Annotated in this window: 20 protein-coding genes; 1 reads left to right on the top strand and 19 read right to left on the bottom strand. The window is 37.3% G+C overall.

All coding sequences use genetic code 11. The features are described 5' to 3' along the window. Nucleotides 1-17 precede the first annotated feature (17 nt). The 11 genes from MHB65_RS22530 to acpS all read right to left on the bottom strand — a co-directional run bounded on the left by MHB65_RS22530 (nucleotide 18) and on the right by acpS (nucleotide 9,476). Entirely contained in the window at nucleotides 18-2,189 is a 2,172-nt protein-coding gene (locus MHB65_RS22530) for a Tex family protein (protein WP_342441799.1), read from the bottom strand. A 125-nt stretch (nucleotides 2,190-2,314) separates the two neighbouring features. Beyond that, complete coding sequence (gene sigB / locus MHB65_RS22535; RefSeq protein ID WP_205445888.1) at nucleotides 2,315-3,100, bottom strand: RNA polymerase sigma factor SigB; 786 nt, start codon at nucleotides 3,098-3,100, stop codon at nucleotides 2,315-2,317. Next, complete coding sequence (gene rsbW / locus MHB65_RS22540) at nucleotides 3,078-3,548, bottom strand: anti-sigma B factor RsbW (protein ID WP_016993413.1); 471 nt, start codon at nucleotides 3,546-3,548, stop codon at nucleotides 3,078-3,080. Before rsbW ends, sigB begins: the two co-directional genes overlap by 23 nt. Next, a complete protein-coding gene (locus tag MHB65_RS22545) occupies nucleotides 3,548-3,880 on the bottom strand; it encodes an STAS domain-containing protein (protein ID WP_004232057.1) in 333 nt (110 codons plus the stop codon). Before MHB65_RS22545 ends, rsbW begins: the two co-directional genes overlap by 1 nt. A gap of 63 nt (nucleotides 3,881-3,943) precedes the next feature. Next, nucleotides 3,944-4,894 (bottom strand): PP2C family protein-serine/threonine phosphatase, encoded by a 951-nt coding sequence (locus tag MHB65_RS22550; RefSeq protein ID WP_243456405.1) that lies wholly within the window; start codon nucleotides 4,892-4,894, stop codon nucleotides 3,944-3,946. 57 nt (nucleotides 4,895-4,951) lie between these two features. Then, on the bottom strand, nucleotides 4,952-5,353 hold the full coding sequence (locus MHB65_RS22555) for an anti-sigma regulatory factor (RefSeq protein ID WP_205445890.1): 402 nt from the start codon (nucleotides 5,351-5,353) through the stop codon (nucleotides 4,952-4,954). Between the two features lie 364 nt (nucleotides 5,354-5,717). Continuing rightward, nucleotides 5,718-6,068 (bottom strand): type II toxin-antitoxin system PemK/MazF family toxin, encoded by a 351-nt coding sequence (locus MHB65_RS22560; RefSeq protein WP_004232054.1) that lies wholly within the window; start codon nucleotides 6,066-6,068, stop codon nucleotides 5,718-5,720. A gap of 4 nt (nucleotides 6,069-6,072) precedes the next feature. Further along, a complete protein-coding gene (locus tag MHB65_RS22565) occupies nucleotides 6,073-6,336 on the bottom strand; it encodes a hypothetical protein (RefSeq protein WP_004232053.1) in 264 nt (87 codons plus the stop codon). 301 nt (nucleotides 6,337-6,637) lie between these two features. Next, complete coding sequence (gene alr / locus MHB65_RS22570; RefSeq protein ID WP_342441800.1) at nucleotides 6,638-7,759, bottom strand: alanine racemase; 1,122 nt, start codon at nucleotides 7,757-7,759, stop codon at nucleotides 6,638-6,640. A 180-nt stretch (nucleotides 7,760-7,939) separates the two neighbouring features. Beyond that, nucleotides 7,940-8,998 (bottom strand): outer membrane lipoprotein carrier protein LolA, encoded by a 1,059-nt coding sequence (locus tag MHB65_RS22575; protein ID WP_205445892.1) that lies wholly within the window; start codon nucleotides 8,996-8,998, stop codon nucleotides 7,940-7,942. A 124-nt stretch (nucleotides 8,999-9,122) separates the two neighbouring features. Continuing rightward, on the bottom strand, nucleotides 9,123-9,476 hold the full coding sequence (acpS, locus tag MHB65_RS22580; protein WP_342441801.1) for a holo-ACP synthase: 354 nt from the start codon (nucleotides 9,474-9,476) through the stop codon (nucleotides 9,123-9,125). Between the two features lie 64 nt (nucleotides 9,477-9,540). On the opposite strand from acpS, the gene MHB65_RS22585 reads away from it, so the two are divergent. Then, entirely contained in the window at nucleotides 9,541-10,164 is a 624-nt protein-coding gene (locus tag MHB65_RS22585) for a rhomboid family intramembrane serine protease (RefSeq protein WP_205445894.1), read from the top strand. A 68-nt stretch (nucleotides 10,165-10,232) separates the two neighbouring features. Here MHB65_RS22585 and MHB65_RS22590 read toward each other — a convergent pair whose 3' ends face one another. From MHB65_RS22590 to MHB65_RS22625, 8 genes are all read right to left on the bottom strand, one after another. Continuing rightward, on the bottom strand, nucleotides 10,233-10,808 hold the full coding sequence (locus tag MHB65_RS22590; protein WP_205445895.1) for a GNAT family protein: 576 nt from the start codon (nucleotides 10,806-10,808) through the stop codon (nucleotides 10,233-10,235). Nucleotides 10,809-10,916: 108 nt separating this feature from the next. Further along, on the bottom strand, nucleotides 10,917-12,386 hold the full coding sequence (locus MHB65_RS22595; RefSeq protein WP_342443779.1) for a PH domain-containing protein: 1,470 nt from the start codon (nucleotides 12,384-12,386) through the stop codon (nucleotides 10,917-10,919). Further along, nucleotides 12,379-12,858 (bottom strand): PH domain-containing protein, encoded by a 480-nt coding sequence (locus MHB65_RS22600; protein ID WP_342441802.1) that lies wholly within the window; start codon nucleotides 12,856-12,858, stop codon nucleotides 12,379-12,381. The genes MHB65_RS22595 and MHB65_RS22600 overlap by 8 nt, the downstream gene beginning before the upstream one ends. A 137-nt stretch (nucleotides 12,859-12,995) precedes the next feature. Then, nucleotides 12,996-14,519: a DEAD/DEAH box helicase gene (locus tag MHB65_RS22605; RefSeq protein WP_205445897.1), complete on the bottom strand. Its 1,524-nt coding sequence runs from the start codon at nucleotides 14,517-14,519 to the stop codon at nucleotides 12,996-12,998. Nucleotides 14,520-14,870: 351 nt separating this feature from the next. Continuing rightward, complete coding sequence (locus MHB65_RS22610; protein ID WP_342441803.1) at nucleotides 14,871-15,563, bottom strand: alpha/beta fold hydrolase; 693 nt, start codon at nucleotides 15,561-15,563, stop codon at nucleotides 14,871-14,873. Between the two features lie 75 nt (nucleotides 15,564-15,638). Then, on the bottom strand, nucleotides 15,639-17,006 hold the full coding sequence (murF, locus tag MHB65_RS22615) for a UDP-N-acetylmuramoyl-tripeptide--D-alanyl-D-alanine ligase (RefSeq protein ID WP_342441804.1): 1,368 nt from the start codon (nucleotides 17,004-17,006) through the stop codon (nucleotides 15,639-15,641). Between the two features lie 11 nt (nucleotides 17,007-17,017). Beyond that, nucleotides 17,018-18,097: a D-alanine--D-alanine ligase gene (locus tag MHB65_RS22620; protein WP_342441805.1), complete on the bottom strand. Its 1,080-nt coding sequence runs from the start codon at nucleotides 18,095-18,097 to the stop codon at nucleotides 17,018-17,020. A 245-nt stretch (nucleotides 18,098-18,342) separates the two neighbouring features. Next, complete coding sequence (locus tag MHB65_RS22625) at nucleotides 18,343-19,095, bottom strand: hypothetical protein (RefSeq protein WP_205445901.1); 753 nt, start codon at nucleotides 19,093-19,095, stop codon at nucleotides 18,343-18,345. Nucleotides 19,096-19,346: the final 251 nt, after the last annotated feature.

The raw sequence follows: 19,346 nt of genomic DNA on the forward strand, positions 1-19,346 counted from the left end.
TGGTAAAAATTTATTACTCAATCTAATGTTTGATTTTTAGGTGGAAGCATCGTTAAAGAGATACGTCCTTTCGTTACATCTATTTGTTCTACCCAGACGGTTACAATATCCCCAAGCGCCACAACTTCTAATGGATGTTTAATACGTTTATTTTGTAGTTTAGAAATATGCACAAGTCCATCTTGCTTCACGCCAATATCAACAAATGCACCGAAATCGACTACATTTCTTACTGTGCCCTGCAATTCCATGCCTACTTTTAAATCTTCCATTTTTAATACATCCGTTTTAAGCAATGGTTGTGGGAAAGCATCACGTGGGTCACGACTTGGTTTCATTAAAGTATCCACGATATCTTGAATTGTCACAACTCCTACCCCAAGCACATCACTTAACTTTTGGATATTTAGGGCTGCAATAGCTTCCTCTGCATTCTGAGTCCCTAACTCTTTTTTATCTATCTGTGCCTCTGCTAATATTTGCTCAGCAAGGTTATAGCTCTCAGGATGAATACCTGTAGCATCAAACGGATTTTTTGCTTCAGGGACACGCAAGAAACCAATAGCTTGTTCATACGTTTTAGCACCTAACCTTGGAATCTTCTTTAATTGCGCACGCGTAGTAAATTGACCATTTTCCTCTCGCATCTTCACGATATTCTCTGCAACAGTTTTTGATAAACCAGAAACGTATTGTAAGAGTGATGAAGAAGCAGTGTTTACGTCAACACCAACTTGGTTAACAGCCGTTTCTACTATAAAAGTTAGTGATTCATTTAACTTTTTTTGAGAAACATCATGCTGATATTGACCTACTCCCACCGCTTTTGGTTCAATTTTCACTAACTCTGATAAAGGATCCTGTAAGCGACGTGCAATGGAGATAGCACTACGTTGCTCAACCTGTAAATCAGGAAATTCTGCACGTGCAATATCAGACGCTGAATAAACAGACGCCCCCGCTTCGTTGACAATCACGTAAGCTGTGTCAGTAGTAAGCTCGTTTAATACATCCGCGATAAATTGTTCTGTTTCACGGGATGCTGTACCATTCCCAATAGCAATTATACTTATTGGATACTTTGCCAAAATTCCTTTCACAGTAGCTTTCGATTTTGCCACATCTGGTTTAGGTGGATGTGGGTAAATAGCTGTAACCTCAAGCATTTTTCCCGTTTCATCTACAACCGCTAGCTTACAACCTGTACGGTAAGCTGGGTCAACCCCCAATACATATTTACCTTTCATAGGTGGCTGTAGTAATAGGTTACGTAAATTTTCAGAGAAAATATGAATAGCCTGTGTCTCCGCTTTTTCTGTAAGCTCGTTTCGTAATTCCCTTTCAATTGAAGGCTGAATTAAACGCTTGTATGAATCCTCGATTGCTAGTTTAACTTCTGCAATAGCAGGGGACGAACCAGTTGCAGGTATCCATTCTTTCCACATAATCATTAATACTCGGTCCACTGAAACATGAATCGACACCTTTAAAATCTCTTCTTTTTCCCCTCGATTTATCGCTAAAATACGATGCGGCACAATGCGACTAACAGGTTCTTCATATTCGTAATACATTTCAAAAACATTTTTTTCATCGATTTCTGTATTTTTCACAGACGTTACAAGGATGCCATCCTTCCATGAATAAGCACGAATTTTTTCACGGATAGAGGCATCGTCAGCAAAACGTTCTGCTAAAATATCTCGAGCTCCCATTAGCGCTTCTTCCGTATTAGCAACTTGTTCATTGTCCACAAAACCAATTGCTAATTGCTCTAATGAATCTTTACTAAATGCTAATAGAAGATCTGCAAGAGGTTCTAATCCTTTCTCTTTTGCAATCGTCGCCTTTGTACGTCGTTTTTGCTTATAAGGTCTATATAAATCCTCAACACGTTGCAAGATTGTTGCAGAAAGAATAGCCTGCTCTAATTCTGGTGTAAGCTTTTCTTGCTCTTGGATTAACCGTATAACTTCTTCTTTTCGTTGTTCAAGTTGCTGGATGTAGTGATAACGATCTTCTACAGCTTTAATTTGCACCTCATCGAGTGATCCTGTAACCTCTTTTCGATAGCGCGCAATAAATGGTACCGTATTTCCCTCTTCTAATAATTTGATAACAGCATCTACTTGCCCTGGTTTGACTGCTACGTCTTTTGCAATGAGCTGTAACATTTGCTTTTGCTCCACATCATCACTACCTTTTTCTTTTCATTTTACCATTACACTTTACTAAAAATGCAAAAAAATAGTCTACTCAGACGAATATGAGTAGACTATGTTCATTCATTTTAAAGGTAAACACCCACGAAAGTTTAGAGCGAAACACTGCCACTTGCTAGAATAGCCTCTTGTAATTTCTTTATTGCTTTCCTTTGTATCCTAGATACATGCATTTGAGAAATCCCTAATCGTTCTCCAGCTTCTTTTTGACTAAGTTGCTCTAGATATGTAAGCTGAATAATTTGTTTTTCCCTCTCATTCAACACGACCAACGCATCTGAAACAATCATTCGTTTATTGGTTATTTCATAGCCATCGTCTTCTCTGCCCAAAATATCGAATAACGTGACTGTACTACCATCTGAGTCTGACTCTATCGAATGGTCCATAGAAAGCGCTTGATAACTACGGCTCATTTCCATAGCTTCTAGTACCTCTTCCTCTGCTACTTCTAATCGTTCAGCAATATCTTTAATGGATGGAGAACGCTGCAATTCAATTGTCAGCGCCTCCACCGTTGATTTAATTCTCGGCCCAAGTTCCTTTATTCGTCTAGGCACATGAACATCCCATGTTTTATCACGTAAAAAACGTTTGATTTCCCCAACAATTGTTGGCACGGCAAATGCTTCAAAACTACGACCAACATTCGGATCAAAACGTCTTATTGCACCTAACAATCCCAGCATCCCTACTTGAACAATATCATCATAATAAGATTTACCATTCGAATATTTACGAGCTATAGATTCAACTAGATATCGATAATGAATCACTAAATTGGTTTGTGCTTCATCATCCTCCGTTGACTGGTACAATTCAATCCACTTTAGTACATCTTCTTTGGATGAAGATTTATGTAGTGATTCTTTCGACATTTTTCTCCACCTGCTCCCTAGTGACATACTTTGTCATGAAGACAGTTACGCCACCATCGTTATTAATCATCACCTCATCCATCAAAGTTTCCATTAAATAAAGTCCCAAACCACCTTCTCTTAGCCCTGCAATACTTTCTTCAGGATGATACGGCCCAATCTTAGACTTAATCTCTTCAAAATTAAAACTATTGCCGTAATCTGCAATCATCATTTCCATTTTATTGTCATACAGCGCACACCCGATGACAATTTCACCTTCTTCTTCGTCTTTATAAGCATGGTGAACAACATTTGTTACAGCCTCACTTGCTGCAATTTTTAAATCTTCAATATCATCATAATTAAAGCCAATCCTACTCGCTAAGCCCGAGACAGTTAATCGAATGACACTGACAAATTGCGGTTTAGCAGGAACTCTAATTTCAATATAGTCAAATTCCTTCATTATCTTAATTCCACCTTTTTATCAGTTTCGATATCCATCAAATCACTAAGACCAGTAATTTCAAATAATCTTTGTAACCTATTCGATAAACCAACAAGCTTTACTTTACCATTTTCACGTAATGCTCTTTTATAGAAGGCGACAAAAATCCCAAGACCTGTACTATCCATGTAATTTACCTTTGATAAATCCAGTTCAATTTCTAATCCTTCTGTAATCTTTACCGCTTCTAATTCCTCTCGTAATCCTGAAGCAGTGAAAGTATCGATTTCACCCTCAACAAAGCCAAATAATTTATGATCAATTTCTTTAAAATGTATCGTTACGTCCATATAGCACACCTCCACCATATTTGTTAGACTATTTTCTCTACCCTGTTCAATTAAAAGTTAAACCTATTTTTTTAAAATAACTACAGTAAAATCATCAGATAGTTTAAAATTTTGCACTCTCTCTATTTCCTTATAAAGAAGCTGGCACAATTGTTGGGCGGTTAAATGTCTATTTTCTTTTATTAAAGTTGTGATTACCTCTCGCGAATTTAAGTCATCCTGCACTCTAAATTCTGTCACACCATCGGTCATCATAATAATTAAATCATTTTCTTCTAAAACAATTTCATGAAAGGTATATTTTGTTTCAGGCAATACACCCAGTAGTAAACCTTTAGCCTCTAAGGTAAAGAACTGATCAGCCTTTGCACTATAATGTAAAGCTGGTTCATGGCCAGCCGAGGCATATGAAAAGATGTTTTGCTCTACATCTAAGCATCCATAAAACATCGAAACAAACATACTGTCATCTACACCTTTTTCTATTACCCTATTGATGACTTCTAAAACATATGAAGGATCTTTATATGCATATACCAATGTTTCAAGTCCATATTTCACCATCGACATACATAGAGCAGCAGGAACTCCTTTTCCGACAACATCAGTCACAGCCACACTTAAATATTCTTCTCCATCATGAAAAAAATGTACATAATCGCCGTTCATTTTTCGAATAGGAACTGAAATCATACCTATATCAATATGTTGCATATCCGGCACATAAGTTTTCAACAAAGTTTTTTGAATGTTTGTCGCTATTTTCATTTCCATCTCATATTCAGCTTGCTTTTGAAGTAAACTTTGATGCTCTCTATGTGCCATCCCATAATGCACCATTACTTCAATCAGAAAATCATAGGCAGGCTGTGATTCATTCATCTGATGAGGGAATATTTGTTCAACAGCATTTTTATGAATGCTAACAACATCCTCAGGAGAGATATTTTTTTGAATTAACTGACGTGTGAAATTTTGAGCGATATATAAATTTCTTTCAGTTTGGTTGACCATGTAATCTGCTAATATTTTTTTATACTGAGCTTCTAATTGTTTCAGTTTCTTCACGTCCTAACGCAACCATTTTTCCGCTCTTATTGTTGTTCCCACTCCACTTACAGATTGAATATCTAAGCTGTCCATCAATCGTTTAACACCTGGCAAACCAGCCCCTAGCCCCCCAGAGGTGGAATAACCATCCTCCATTACTTTACGAACATCTTTAATACCAGGCCCTTGATCTGTTGCAACAACAACTATTTTCTTTTCGGAATCTGTCTCAATCCTTTCAATTTCAATGACTCCTATACTTGCATATAAATATATATTTCGTGCTAATTCACTAATTGCCGTGGTGATGCGGGCTTGATCAACAGTGCCAAATCCAAGTGCTTTTGCTTCATTGCGCCCCAGTTGTCTAGCTGCAACAATATCCCATTCTGTAATAATTTCAACCGAAGACTTATGTGTCACTGCTGTCCCTCCATTTCCTTTGGAGTTATACTCTTACACTTTTGTTCGACCTGCTTGTCATAATTTAAAATAAATTATTCGCCTCTATTAATGGAATATTCTATGTAAATATTCATATACCTTTTAAGAATTTTTTCAAAAATCTATTTTTATTAAAAATCTTGAGTATATCTTAAAGCTTTTTGTAACTTTTATCAATTACACCTTGGCATAATTACCTCTGACAGTTCAGCCTTCATTGCGAAAATAATTTATTGCACAAGATATATAGTAAATTCAAATTATGGTAAAGACGTTTCAAGGATATAAGACAAAAAAAGCATCGAGATTATAATATCTCGATGCTTCTATACATATATGTATATCAAAATTTTACCAGACCTAAACTAATCATCAGCGCTCCATCAACTTTTTCCATCACAGCATGATCAAGTTGCGTAATACGATCTGTCAATCTTGACTTATCTATTGTCCGCACTTGTTCTAGCAAAATAACCGAATCACGTTCAAAACCATACTTTTCAGCATTGATTTCAACGTGTGTCGGTAGCTTTGCCTTTTGAATCTGTGCAGTGATAGCTGCGATGATGACAGTCGGACTAAATCGATTGCCAATATCATTTTGAATAATCAGCACCGGCCTAGTGCCTCCTTGTTCAGAACCTATTACCGGTGATAAGTCTGCAAAAAAAACGTCACCACGTTTTACATTCAAAGTGTCATCCCCCGCTAACGAGACGCTCCACCATATGTTGTGCTTCATACTCTGCATGCAAGCATTCGCTCGCAATCATTAAATTAATATGAGACATTTCAACATATCCTTTAATCATAGCTTCCCGTATTTGATTTGGTTGCTCCTGCATTAAATTTTTGCGCGCCAAAATACGCACAAAAGATTCACCTTCAATTACTTCCTTTGTTTGTAGAAATAGTCTGTCTTGAACAGCAATTGTAGCTTCTCTTAACTTTTTCTCGTACACAGCAAGCACCTCCAACGGAACCATACACTTTTCATTACTTCTCATTCTATCATTGAAAGATATTGTTGAAAAGACATGAAATGACAAAATATCTGACAATTTGAAGTACAAATTGTAAAAATATGTTGGTTGTCGAAGGTATATGCTGAATATTTATTATTGCAATGCGTTTCTAAATATGAGCCTTTACAACGTTTTGGAAAAGAAATAAGTTCTCCAGTGCTAATTTATTTACCAAATTCAACTTGGAACATTGCTCATGACATTACATTGAAATTTGACTAATTCTAATGAAAGACAACTAAAGATATATTCTAGGAACTCTTGTTGTGATAATGCATGGTATTTCATAATTAATTGTTTCGAGCTTTGTTGCCCACTCATTGATGGAAATCCTATTCTTTTCTTGTTGACCAATGAGTGTTACCTTCACACCTATATCATATGCTTTTGGTAGGGCAACCATACATTGGTCCATACAAATTCGTCCAACAATCGGCATTCTTTGTCCATCAATTAAAACCTCTTGTCCACCTAATTTGCGAATTACACCATCCGCATAGCCAATCGGAATCGTTCCTATCCACATATCTGTGGGAGCAACATACGTAGCTCCATAGCCAACTGAATCACCTGATTTTATTTGCTTCACATGAACAAGTTCACTTTCTAGCGAGAATGCTGGTAATAATGGAAAAGGTAAGATGCTTTCCACATATGGAGAAGGTGCTAATCCATACATAGAAATCCCAAATCTAACAGCATCATATTGTAAATGTGGATCTTTTACTAATGAGGCTGCTGTATTGGATGCATGAACAAGTCTCGGCTTATTAGGTATTACGGATAAACATTTCTCAAAAAATTGTACTTGCTGATCAAAATGCATCGTATCCTCTTCATCAGCTGTAGCAAAGTGTGTAAATATTCCATCCAACTCAACATTTTTTTCAGACTGTATTGTTTGGTACAGTTCTAATAATTCTTGCTCTGAGCGAATACCTATTCTACCCATTCCGCTATCTATTTTTATATGAAGTCGTAATGGAAGTGCTTCATCCACTAAAAGAGAAGCAGCTTGCTGAATCCAATCACCGGCAAACGCCGTAAGTATAATACGTTGCTGCGCTGCATAAGGAGCAAACGAAACTGGAGATGCACCTAATATTAATATGTCTGGTTCTTCAAAATGTGCTCGAATATGTAATGCTTCATCGGGCGTTGCCACTGCAAGTACTGTGGCACCAGCTTCAAGAGCTGCCCGTGCAACGGCTACATCTCCATGACCATATGCATTTGCTTTTACTACAGCGATAATTTGAACATGAGGTCGTAAAAATTCTTTTAAATTTTTAACATTTTGTTGGATTGCTTGTAAGTCTATTATTGCTTTGGTTGGTCGAAAATACTGCTGTGTCTCCATAAGAATACCCTCTTTATTTTTAATTAAAACATTATGTAGGACATACATGTATGTTTTAGTATGTCGATTTAGCTTGTACACACAAAGTTTTAGCCTTTGCCTGAGCCTATACTTTATAGGTTCATTTATATTATCAATAAGCTACAGCCTCCGTATTCCAGAAAGCTGTAGCCAGAAAAGTTACTTCATACTACTTATCGTCATAGATGTAGCAACTTCAATCATTTCTTCACGCGTTAATTTACTTGAAGCTACAAAGAATTCAACACCATCTTTTTCCCAACTAATTGATGTATCTGTAATAGCACCAATCGTAAAGCCTAAATCAACTGGATCTCCAGGTGACGATACAGGTAACATTGAGTTTTCCTTCATTACTGGTTGCTGCATAACGGTAAATGCCTTTTCACCATCGAATGTTAAGATAACACGTTCCATTCCACTTTCCTGCACAACTTTTTCATTAGCTAATTGTGCCCAATTTACGACAGGATAATGTGTTTGGAATTCTTGATATTCAACTTCTGCACCAACTGCTTCCTTGTCCTCATTTTCTTCTTGCCCCTCTTTGTCAGAAGGTGTAGCTTGTTCACCTTTCGTGTTATCTTTATCAGTGAATTGCTCAACTGCATACTCTTTTGCAGCATGTTGCACACCTAGTTTAATTTTCTTAAATGTGATTTTAATTTGCTCTTCTTTCACATCATTCATAATAACTACTGAGGTTGGCAATAAAGTTTTCTTATCTACTGTTATAACCTGATGTGGCATACTGTTCTTATAGCTATTTCTAGTAGCCGCTTCAAATATATATGCTTTTTCTTCTTCTTTCATGACAAGATTTTTATCTTCTGCTAAATCTTCTGCTAGTGCTCCAATTAAGTAGGCTTGGCTATTTTTCTTTGGCCAATCACTTTGGAATTTATACATTTTGTTTAATGTCGGTGTTACGACAAAAACGCCATCAGCATTACGTACAATCATTTGAGAAACATCTTTCCCACTTTCGACTACTTCTACTCGATAGAAATCAGGTTTTGTGTGCCATACTGTTACATCATAATTTCTTGGTTCCCCACCAGATTTAATTTCCATCGTTGCATTTAATTCATAACCATTCGTCTCTGCCCATTTACCATTCACTTTCTTCAACACTTTTTCCTGTGAGGCTGCACCACATGCCGACAGAAGTAATATCGTACAAAGTAAGACGAGCCATTTAACTATACGGTTGCCCACGCTTTCACCCTTTCTTCTTTCAAATCCACTACGACAATATATGAACCGTATTTGTCAGTTATGTCATTTGAAGAAAGAGCAATATATTTAAATTTACATGCAACCCTTTTAGACAAGTTAAGTATTATTCTAATAAGATTACTTGAGCAGCTGCATAGTGCTTAGAGTGCGTAATACTAACAAATCCATTGACAAGTTCATCCTTAAAATATAAAACAGGATTACCAGCCTCTCCTCTTAATACTTCCATATCATGCAGCTTACATTGTTCCCCAAGCCCAGTTCCCAGAGCTTTTGAAAATGCTTCTTTAGCGGCAAATCGCCCAGCTAAAAATTCTATTCTACGAGTTTCTGAATAACCGTCAAATATTTTTCTTTCTCTTGCCGTTAAAATGCGGTCTTTAAATTTATCTGTTCGTTTCATAGCCTTTTCAATACGATCCATTTCTACAATATCGAGACCAATTCCCTTAATCATGTGACCTTCTCCTTTACCTATTTCCAACAAGGCATGTATAATAATTGTAAATTGAGGTGGAGCCATGTTTAGTAGAACGGAAAATTTTAACCAATATACAAAGTATTACCCTATTGTTTCAACGTTAATAGCCATAAATCTAATTCTTTATGTATTGTCTCTCATACCCGGCATAGGAACACTCTTGTGGAATTACGGAATTCAGGCAAATTTCCTTATTCAAAGTGGTGAATGGTGGCGTGTATTTTCTGCCATGTTTTTACATGCAGGTTTTTTGCATATGTTTTTTAATATGTTTTCCTTATATCTCTTTGGACCAGAGTTAGAAAAAATCGCAGGTAAAGCACGCTTTATTACAATTTATTTAGTATCAGGTATTGTAGGCAACATGGCAACCTATATATTCTATGATAGTAGTTATGCGAGTCTTGGTGCAAGTGGGGCTATTTTTGGCATTTTTGGTGCATTTGGGGCATTAGTTTACTATACTCGTCGTACAATGCCAATGCTTCGTAAGCTCATTTTACCAATCATCGTCATCAGTGTCATCATGACTTTTCTTCAGCCAAATGTGAATGTCTTTGCCCATTTAGGCGGTTTAGTAACAGGATTTATCCTTGGACTTGTCTATTTACATCCAAAAAGAATTGTAAGTTGGCGTAAACAAAAGATGGCAGGTAAACTATAAAATTTTAAAAATTAAAAGAGGAGCTGCTCACCTATAGAGCGGCTCCTCTTTCCTTAGAATGACATCCATTATAAAACTACTGTAGCTTCATTTGACATCTTAATTTTTTTCCATTCAGCTGCTGTTAAACCATAAACAACCTGATCTACGTGATGGTCATAAAGCCACTCAGCATCCCTTAAACGCCCTTCTTCATGGAAACCCAATACTTTTGGAATTGTACGACTGCGAATATTTCCTACTGCGACACGCACTTCGATGCGATTTAACTTTAAATAATTAAAAGCATAATCAATTAACGCTTTCATTGAATTGGTTACGAGCCCCTTACCCACAAATTCATTTCCTAGCCAGTAGCCAATACTTGTCCACTTATGTTGCCAGTTGATTTGATGATAACCAATTACACCAGCAAGCTTTCCATCATAGTAAATCCCTGCTTGTATGCCATTGTGATCAGCATATTGTTGCATAGCCTTTTTTACGAACTGCTCCGTATCTTCTACTGTTTTGACATCATCTACAAATGGCAACCATTCACGTAATGTATCCCTCGAACGGTCGGTTAAAGCAAACAACTCATCTACATCACTTAAATCCAGAAGCTTTAAATAAGCGCTTTCATTAATGTCATATTTAAACAATGTCTTCACCCCTTCTGTTCTATTTACTATATTATAAACAGCATTTCTATTTTTTTATAGTTAAAAAAGCTAATCCTTCCATAAAATTGAAAGGATTAGCTTTTTAGTTCATGAATGTTCATACCACGTTAAGATTGTTTCAGCATCTCGTTGCTCTAAACTGGATACACTTCCCGTAGTGCCAGTTGCTCCTGACATGACGGTTGCTTTTATAGACATAACATTCTTTCTTTTTTGAAAGTACGATTGTGTACTTTCAATAGATTGAATGCGTTTTTTCTCCATGATTAATGTAATTCGACTAAAAACTCGATACTGCATGGCCAGTTGCTTCCCATCAATTTGATAGCCTGCAGTTTTATGCTGCCAAATACCAAGCAAAATCGTTAATGGAATTAACAGCAATGACAATAGCCCGTATGGGTAAAAGAAATAACTACATGCACCAATAATCGGAACTAGCCAGATAAAATCAATTCGATAGAAAAATGGTCTTGCCCTTTTTGGTGAGCGAATAAATGTAGGATGCCAATTCATATCTGGGAAAAGCTGTTCTAATGTTTGCATACAATCTGGCTTCTTAATGAGTGGAAATAGCGTAATTTTTTTATCATTTCCATCTTCACCGTTGCCTCCAGCACTTTCCACGACCACTGTAGCAAAGCCTGTTAACTGACGCAATGGATTTTCCACAATACGAATTGCCTGAATTCGATTCAACGGCAAAGTAATACGCTTTTTCTCTAATAGACCCTTTGTGATAATCAGTTTGTCTTCTTCAATGCGGACTGTATAATCATAATAATTAATGAGTGTGATGATCACCGATACAATCCAAGCCACAATTAAAACCACCATCACCGTTAACGCCACTAAAAATGCTCCGATTTTCACAAAATCAGCTAACTCATGAAATACTGTTTCATAAGGAATAATATCGGAAAATTGTGAAGCAACAGCTGCAAGACCTGATAGCACGACACCAATTCCCCCGGATGTTGTTGCCAATACCAGTAAATCACGCATAGACATATGGTAAATCATTGGGGTTGATACGGCTTCCTCTATTACTTGTGCTTGATCTTGTTGTTGAACCACTTCATTTTTAGCATGACGCATTTCTAATTCAATAACATCTGCCGCAGCTTTGCGAATGGCTGTCAGCTCAACCTCAGGTTTTCCGCCCTTACTACCAGCCGTCTCCACCTGAACTTTCACTAAACCAAAAATACGATGAAAAACACCTTCATTGTAATTTAAACTTTGAATACGTTCAAAAGGGATATAACGTTTCTTTTTAACAAATAATCCATATGTTACACGCAACTCCCCATCTTCAAACCAGTATACAAATGTCCGCCATTTTATGATTCCCCCAATGAGTGCAAGAAGTGCTGCAACTCCCCATACACCGAAAAGTAAAATAGTCTCAAAAAAATGCTCACTACGAAAATTTAAAGAAAAATTAAAGCCGTTACTTATGATAACAATGGCAATTGGTAATATCATACTTTTCAATGCTTTTACACTCGTTATAATTGCAGACACTGGGTGTAAACGATTAATTTCCTTAGACATCATCTTCCGCCACCCTTGCTAAATCAGAGATACGAGCACGCAGTACGTCTGCTTCGTCCATAACAAGTGCAGGAATGGTATGTACAGTTGCTGCTGTTGAAATAGAGATATTACCTAAATCGTATTTTTTTAATATCGGCCCTTGTGTCGTATCAACATGCTGAACACGCACCATTGGTATTAATGTGCGTTTCACTACAAATAGACCATGTTGTACTTCGATTTCATGCTCACGTACCTCATAACGCCATCTTTCCCATCTTATTTTCGGGAATATAAAAATAGACAGTATCGCACTTAGTACTACAACTGCACCAGCTATGAAGTAAATAAATGACGGCCATTCAAAATAATAAGTACCATAGCTTACCAGCCCCGCTACAATTAATAGCACCAAAGTTTGTATAACCCCATATAAACGCCACACAGTTAGCCCTTTACGAGAAATTTGATGAATCGGTTGTGCTCTCATTGTCGTTCCCCCTCTTTCTTCATTAGGTGTATACGGATTCATTCACCTTTTTGTTTCAACTATAGCCGAAAAAAAACCTTACAGCCACCATGACTGTAAGGTTTACTATAAAGATTAAGTTTATTTCGGTTGAAAAATTATCCCTCGTTACGTCTTGGAGAGCGAGTACGACCTTGTCCGCCTTCACGACGTCCGCCTTCACGGCGTCCACCTTCGCGACGGCTACTGCTACTGCGACGTTCTCCACTGCGAGCATTGTCACGACGTCCGCCGCCAAAGCTACGGTTACCACGGCCACGATCACCGCCACCACGGTTATTGCTAGAACGTTCACGACGCATTGGTAATGGACGTTCTTCTGTGATTGTTACTGGTGTATCGTCTGGCTCTCTCGTTAATGAACGTAGAGCAGCTGCAACAACATCCACTGCATCATGATTCTCTAGTAATTCTGCTGCAAATGTGCGGTAATCACCTAAATTGTTATTAGCAATAAGACCTTCCAGTGTTTCCACAGCTAAACGTTGTTGACCCTCTAATGCTTCATCAGTTGTTGGTGGGCGAAGAGGTGTCATACGTTTTTTCGTAGTTTCTTCTACAATACGTAAGTAACCCATTTCACGTGGTGTTACAAATGTTACGGCAAGACCTGATTTACCTGCACGACCTGTACGTCCAATACGGTGAACGTAAGATTCAGGATCTTGAGGAATATCAAAGTTATAAACGTGTGTTACACCAGAAATATCAAGTCCACGAGCGGCTACATCTGTCGCAACAAGGATATCGATTTTATTTTCTTTAAACTGGCGTAATACTGAGATACGCTTCGCTTGGCTTAAATCACCATGAATACCTTCAGCTAAATAGCCACGAATAGATAGGGCCTGTGCAAGCTCATCTACACGACGTTTTGTACGACCAAAAATAATAGCTAGCTCTGGTTGGTGAACATTTAATAAACGAGATAAAACATCGAATTTTTCACGTTCAGCAGACTTAACAAAATATTGATCAATATTATCAACTGTTAATTCTTTTGCTTTAATTTTCACGATTTCTGGATCACGCATAAATGTTTCTGCAATTTTACGGATTGCTGGTGGCATCGTTGCTGAGAACAGTAATGTTTGACGCTCAGAAGGCACGTTTTCTAAGATTGAATTAATATCATCGATAAAGCCCATGTTTAACATTTCATCTGCTTCATCCAATACTAATGTTTGAACATCTTCTAATTTTAACGTACGACGATTAATATGATCAATAATACGACCTGGCGTACCAACAATGATTTGAGGTCTATTTTTCAGTGCACGAATTTGACGGCCAATTTCTTGACCACCGTATACTGATAATAATTTTACGCGTTTGTCATAGCCAATTTTATATAGCTCTTCTGAAACTTGAATCGCTAACTCACGAGTTGGAGCAATGACTAATGCTTGAATATTTGGGTTTTTTGGATCGATTTTTTCGATTAGTGGAATCCCGAAAGCGGCAGTTTTACCAGTACCTGTTTGTGCTTGACCTAATACATCACGGCCTTCAATCGCAAAACGAATAGTACCTTCTTGGATTGGTGTTGCTTCTTCAAATCCCATACGCTTTACTGAGCGTAATGTAGATTCGCTAATATTTAATTCTGAAAAATTTGTCAAACTTCTCAATCTCCTTTTTTCCTTTTAAGTTGACAAATGGTTACATTTTCAGATGAAGTTGTCGGCAAATTCGAGCCTGTGTAGTGGAACGTTTCCGTTACTTAAAAATTTTCTCTACATGATAGTTCATATAGAGCTCTCTTATATGAAAAGGAAAGCCCGGTCTTTACCGAGCGGTTCGATTCTGTCGTAATTATTAACTTTAGAATAAAACCGTTGTGTTCAAAAAAAAGTACTCTTCAACCAAATATGAAGAGTCTTCGCACAAAATGTATCCATTGCTTACACTAGTCTAACATGGCTTTAAATCCTATGCAACGATAACGCATGAGTCGTAATAATCTGACTACTTTATTCGTTCTTCAAAAACATTAAAACCTGTGGAAACCATTCAGAGCAATCTTCCTCAAAACATATATGATGCTTGCCATTATCAGAAAAATACAAAACTTTGTCTTTTGAGGCTAATTCATCAAAAAGAAATTGTGCCGTGTGATAGGGCACTATCCCATCCAACTTACCTTGCACGATGTATACAGGAATTTGAATATGCTGATAATACGGCGCCACCATCCTTACCAACTTCATAAATTCTACCGTTGATGCAAGAGGCACATTGTTAAACTTATGATGATATCGTAAATAGAGTTCGTTATTAGTCAAATTATGGTGATATGCTTCAGTAGCTAACATTTTGAAATCATTGACTAGCTGCTTAGGGCTCACATACTTTGCAGCAGCACTCAGTAATACAAGTTTTTTTACTTTATAGCGTTTAGCTAAGTATAGTGCTATGATTCCTCCCATTGAAAAACCGACAACGATTACCTCGTCAACTTTTTTTACTAATGATCGGAAGGCTAACTCTGCATCCATTAACCAATGCTTTGCCTTAAAACCACTCATATGCAATTCTTCTCCATGCCCAGACAATGTCGGCTCTGCAATGACCCAATCTGTATGTGCACGCAAGTATGTTGTGAATGGCTCTACCTCATAAGGTCCACCTGAAAAACCGTGAATACATAGTACACCTACTGACAACGTCCTCACCTCATTTAACAAGATAACTCTACATGAATAAATCGGTGAGCGTATATCCCACCGATTTCATTGATACTATGACGTAAATGCCTTTAAGATCGTCTCTAATTTCATACCACGTGAGCCTTTAAGTAAAACAATAGATGCGTCATTCGCTTGTTTTAGCTTGTCAATAATCGCCGTATAATCATCTTCCGCATACAATAAACGTTCTGCCTCAAAGCGCTCTTTTAATACTTGATAAAGATATGCCATCCGAGGGCCAAATAAGCAGATATAATCGATTTCATGCTCATTTATATATTCTGCTAGCCCTTCGTGGAAACTTTGCTCATTTGGTCCAAGCTCCAGCATGTCTCCTAACACAAGCCATTTTTCAGGACGAATTGTAGAGGAAGCCATAAATTGAATGGCAGCTTTTACCGAGGTTGGTGCTGCATTATAGGCATCGTTGATAAACAATGCACCATTCGTTCCTTGCACTTGTTGCATCCTCATATCTGTTAATACCACATGCTCTAAGGATGTACGAATTTGTTCATTGTTTAAACCTAGCTTATGAGAAATTAACATGGCCACAAGTGTATTTTTCACTTGATGCTTGCCAAGCACTGAAATAAAGAAGTCACCCTCTATCATACCGTGTGTAGTGAAGTGACTACCATCCGCATTAGCGTGAATATTTTCTACGTATAAAAGATTATCTGACTCTAATCCAAACGGCACTGCCTGTAAGTGCTGTTCCTTTGCCACTAATTCCTGAAGCAGAGGTTCATCGCCATCATAGAATAATAGACCATCTGGTTGCATTCCTTGAATAATTTCAAACTTCGCTTTTGCTATACCTGCACGTGACCCTAAATCCTGCATATGGGCCTCACCAATATTTGTGATAACTGTCATATGAGGACGAGCAAGCTTAGTTAAAAATTCAATTTCACCAAATCCACTCATGCCCATCTCAAGGACGGCCACATCCGTATCTTCGTCAAGCTGTAAGATTGTAATCGGCAGGCCTAATTGATTATTAAAGTTCCCAATCGTTTTTTGTACCTTAAAGAATGGAGCAAGTGTCCCAGCTAAAATATCCTTTGTTGATGTCTTACCATTTGAACCTGTAATGCCAATAAATTTTGCTTTATGTTCATTACGATAGGCTCTAGCCATTTCTTGCAAAGCTAATTCTGGATCATCCACAAATAATAAAGGGTAACCTTCTGGTGGATTGGGCTCATCTTTTTGCCAAAGAGAAGCACCGGCACCTTTCTCAAATGCTTGAATCACAAACTTGTGCCCATTTGTATGCTCACCACGAAATGGTACAAATAGGTCCCCTTGTTGAATTGTTCTTGTATCAATAGAAATTCCTGACACAACCGTGTCACCAAAAGCCGCCATATCCTCATTTAACCATGCAGCTAATTGTTTTAATGTTTTTTTCACAATAATCCCACTCAGTCTTTTTTATAGTGAAGCTGTTGTTTTTCTTCATAACGTTCTATTGCTAAGGTAATTAAACGGTCGATCAGCTCTGGATAACTCACATTTGTATGCTGCCATAATAATGGATACATACTTACAGGCGTGAAACCTGGCATTGTGTTCACTTCATTAATGTAAACGTTATTCTCAGCTGTTACAAAAAAGTCCGCACGAACTAAGCCGCTGCCATCTATAGCCTTAAATGCGCGCTTTGCCAGTTCCTTTAAGCTCTCAACAGTTTCTACTGGAAGCTCAGCTGGAATAATAAGTGCTGTAGAGCCGTCCTTATATTTAGAATCATAATCATAAAATTCAGTAACTGGTTTAATTTCACCTGGCACGGAAACTTCAGGGTAGTCATTACCTAACACTGCTAATTCAACTTCACGAGCGACAATTCCTTGCTCAACAACGATTTTACGGTCATACTGCAAAGCAACTTCAATTGCTTTGACTAATTCCTCACGATCTGTTGCTTTGCTAATCCCAACACTCGATCCTAAGTTTGCAGGCTTCACAAACATTGGCCAACTCAAATTGCTTTCACAACGTTCAATGATTACCTGTTGCTCATTCTTCCACTCACTACGAATAAAATACGTATAGGGCACTTGTGGTAACCCTGCAATTTCAAATAATTGCTTCATTACCACTTTATCCATACCAGCAGAGGATGCTAATACACCATTTCCTACATACGGTAAATTCAGAACCTCAAGTAAACCTTGCACCGTTCCATCCTCGCCATTAGTACCATGTAACAATGGGAAAATGACATCGAACTGTACCTCATTGCCATTGTCATCGATCAAAAAATCAGTAATATTATTTTCTAAAATTGTTGTATCATCACCAAATTGTAATTCTTCTATTGCACTTACAGGTTTTTCTAAACGCTCTCCACGTCGCCATTCCCCGTCAGATGTAATGAAAATCGGATATACTTCATACTCCTCGAAATTCAAAGCTCCAGTGACTGCACGTGCTGTTGATAATGACACTTCGTGCTCCGCTGACTTTCCGCCGTATAATAAACCGATTCTTTTTTTCATTTTTGTGCCCTCCACATACTTCTTGAGTACTATTAGTTTATCATGAAACGTCTTGACAAATGACATAAAAATCTCACCGTATTTTTGACGGTGAGATTTTGCGTGTACATTTCATCAATTATGCCTTGACATCATTACTTCCTGTCATTGAATTGTACAGACACAATTCAATATGCGTAATATCTACCAATGGCCTATCTTCATTTTAGAGAGGTGAATGCTCTTAGACTGTGCTGCAATGAAGATTAAATAATATATATCAATTCATCGTGCTCCGTTTTTAAAATCGTACTTAAGTCATCCCAAACTTCATCGGGAAAAGAATATTCAGACAAATTACGAACTTCTATTCCATACGCTGCCTTTGGTTTTTCAATCCGATACAAAGATAGTAATGCTCCATCTTTCGCAAAGGATCGGTAAGAACGTAAAAAATCTGGAGATACAGCAGGAATACTCGATTTTACTTTTCGACGCCAAAAACCAGTGCTCCGTTCCTTTTCACGAATTAAACTATTAAATACATTGGCAACCAATAAATCCGAATCACTTAAATGACGAAAATAAACTTTCGTCATTTTCTCTAAATCTGAAGAATAATAGACGAATCTATTTTGTAATTTGTTAAAAAATGCTGACGTAATCGGTTCTTTTTTATGACTTATGTAAAGCAATTCTCCTTGTTCCATCGGTGTTAGATGATCTAGCCTCTTCTCGTCCATAAAATCAATCCAGCATAATTCTTTTGATTCAGCTGATTTTTTCACAAAACGAGGAACATCTTCTTCCAATACATATTCAAATTGTGTATGCATATTAAAAGAACCGTCTTCATAGGAATGTTTTAATAACAGTAAGTGATGCAGTGGTTCAAGTGCAGCCACAAATTGCGAGAATTTTAACCCGCTAAAAATGACAAATTTATCGACATCATTCATATGAACATAAATATGATACATAAAATCATCAGCTGACTTTAATTTTTTAGCCACAACCATCACCCCACTCTTCACTACATTATAAGTCTAAACATGAATTTTTTGAAACATTTTATGTTAATTGTCGTCACTACTATATACGCAGGCATAAAAGTGTTTTTTGCGTTATAATTAGGAATGTTAAACATGCATTTGCATATAAATTTTAGATTACTCAATGAGTTCAAGTATTTGCTTAAAATTCCATTGACAATATTCAAAGCAAATTGCAAGCTTATCAATAGATATGAGCTATTCTTACACCACTGTTG

It is taken from the genome of Lysinibacillus sp. FSL K6-0075, from assembly GCF_038592945.1.
Classification (GTDB): Bacteria; Bacillota; Bacilli; order Bacillales_A; family Planococcaceae; genus Lysinibacillus; species Lysinibacillus fusiformis_F.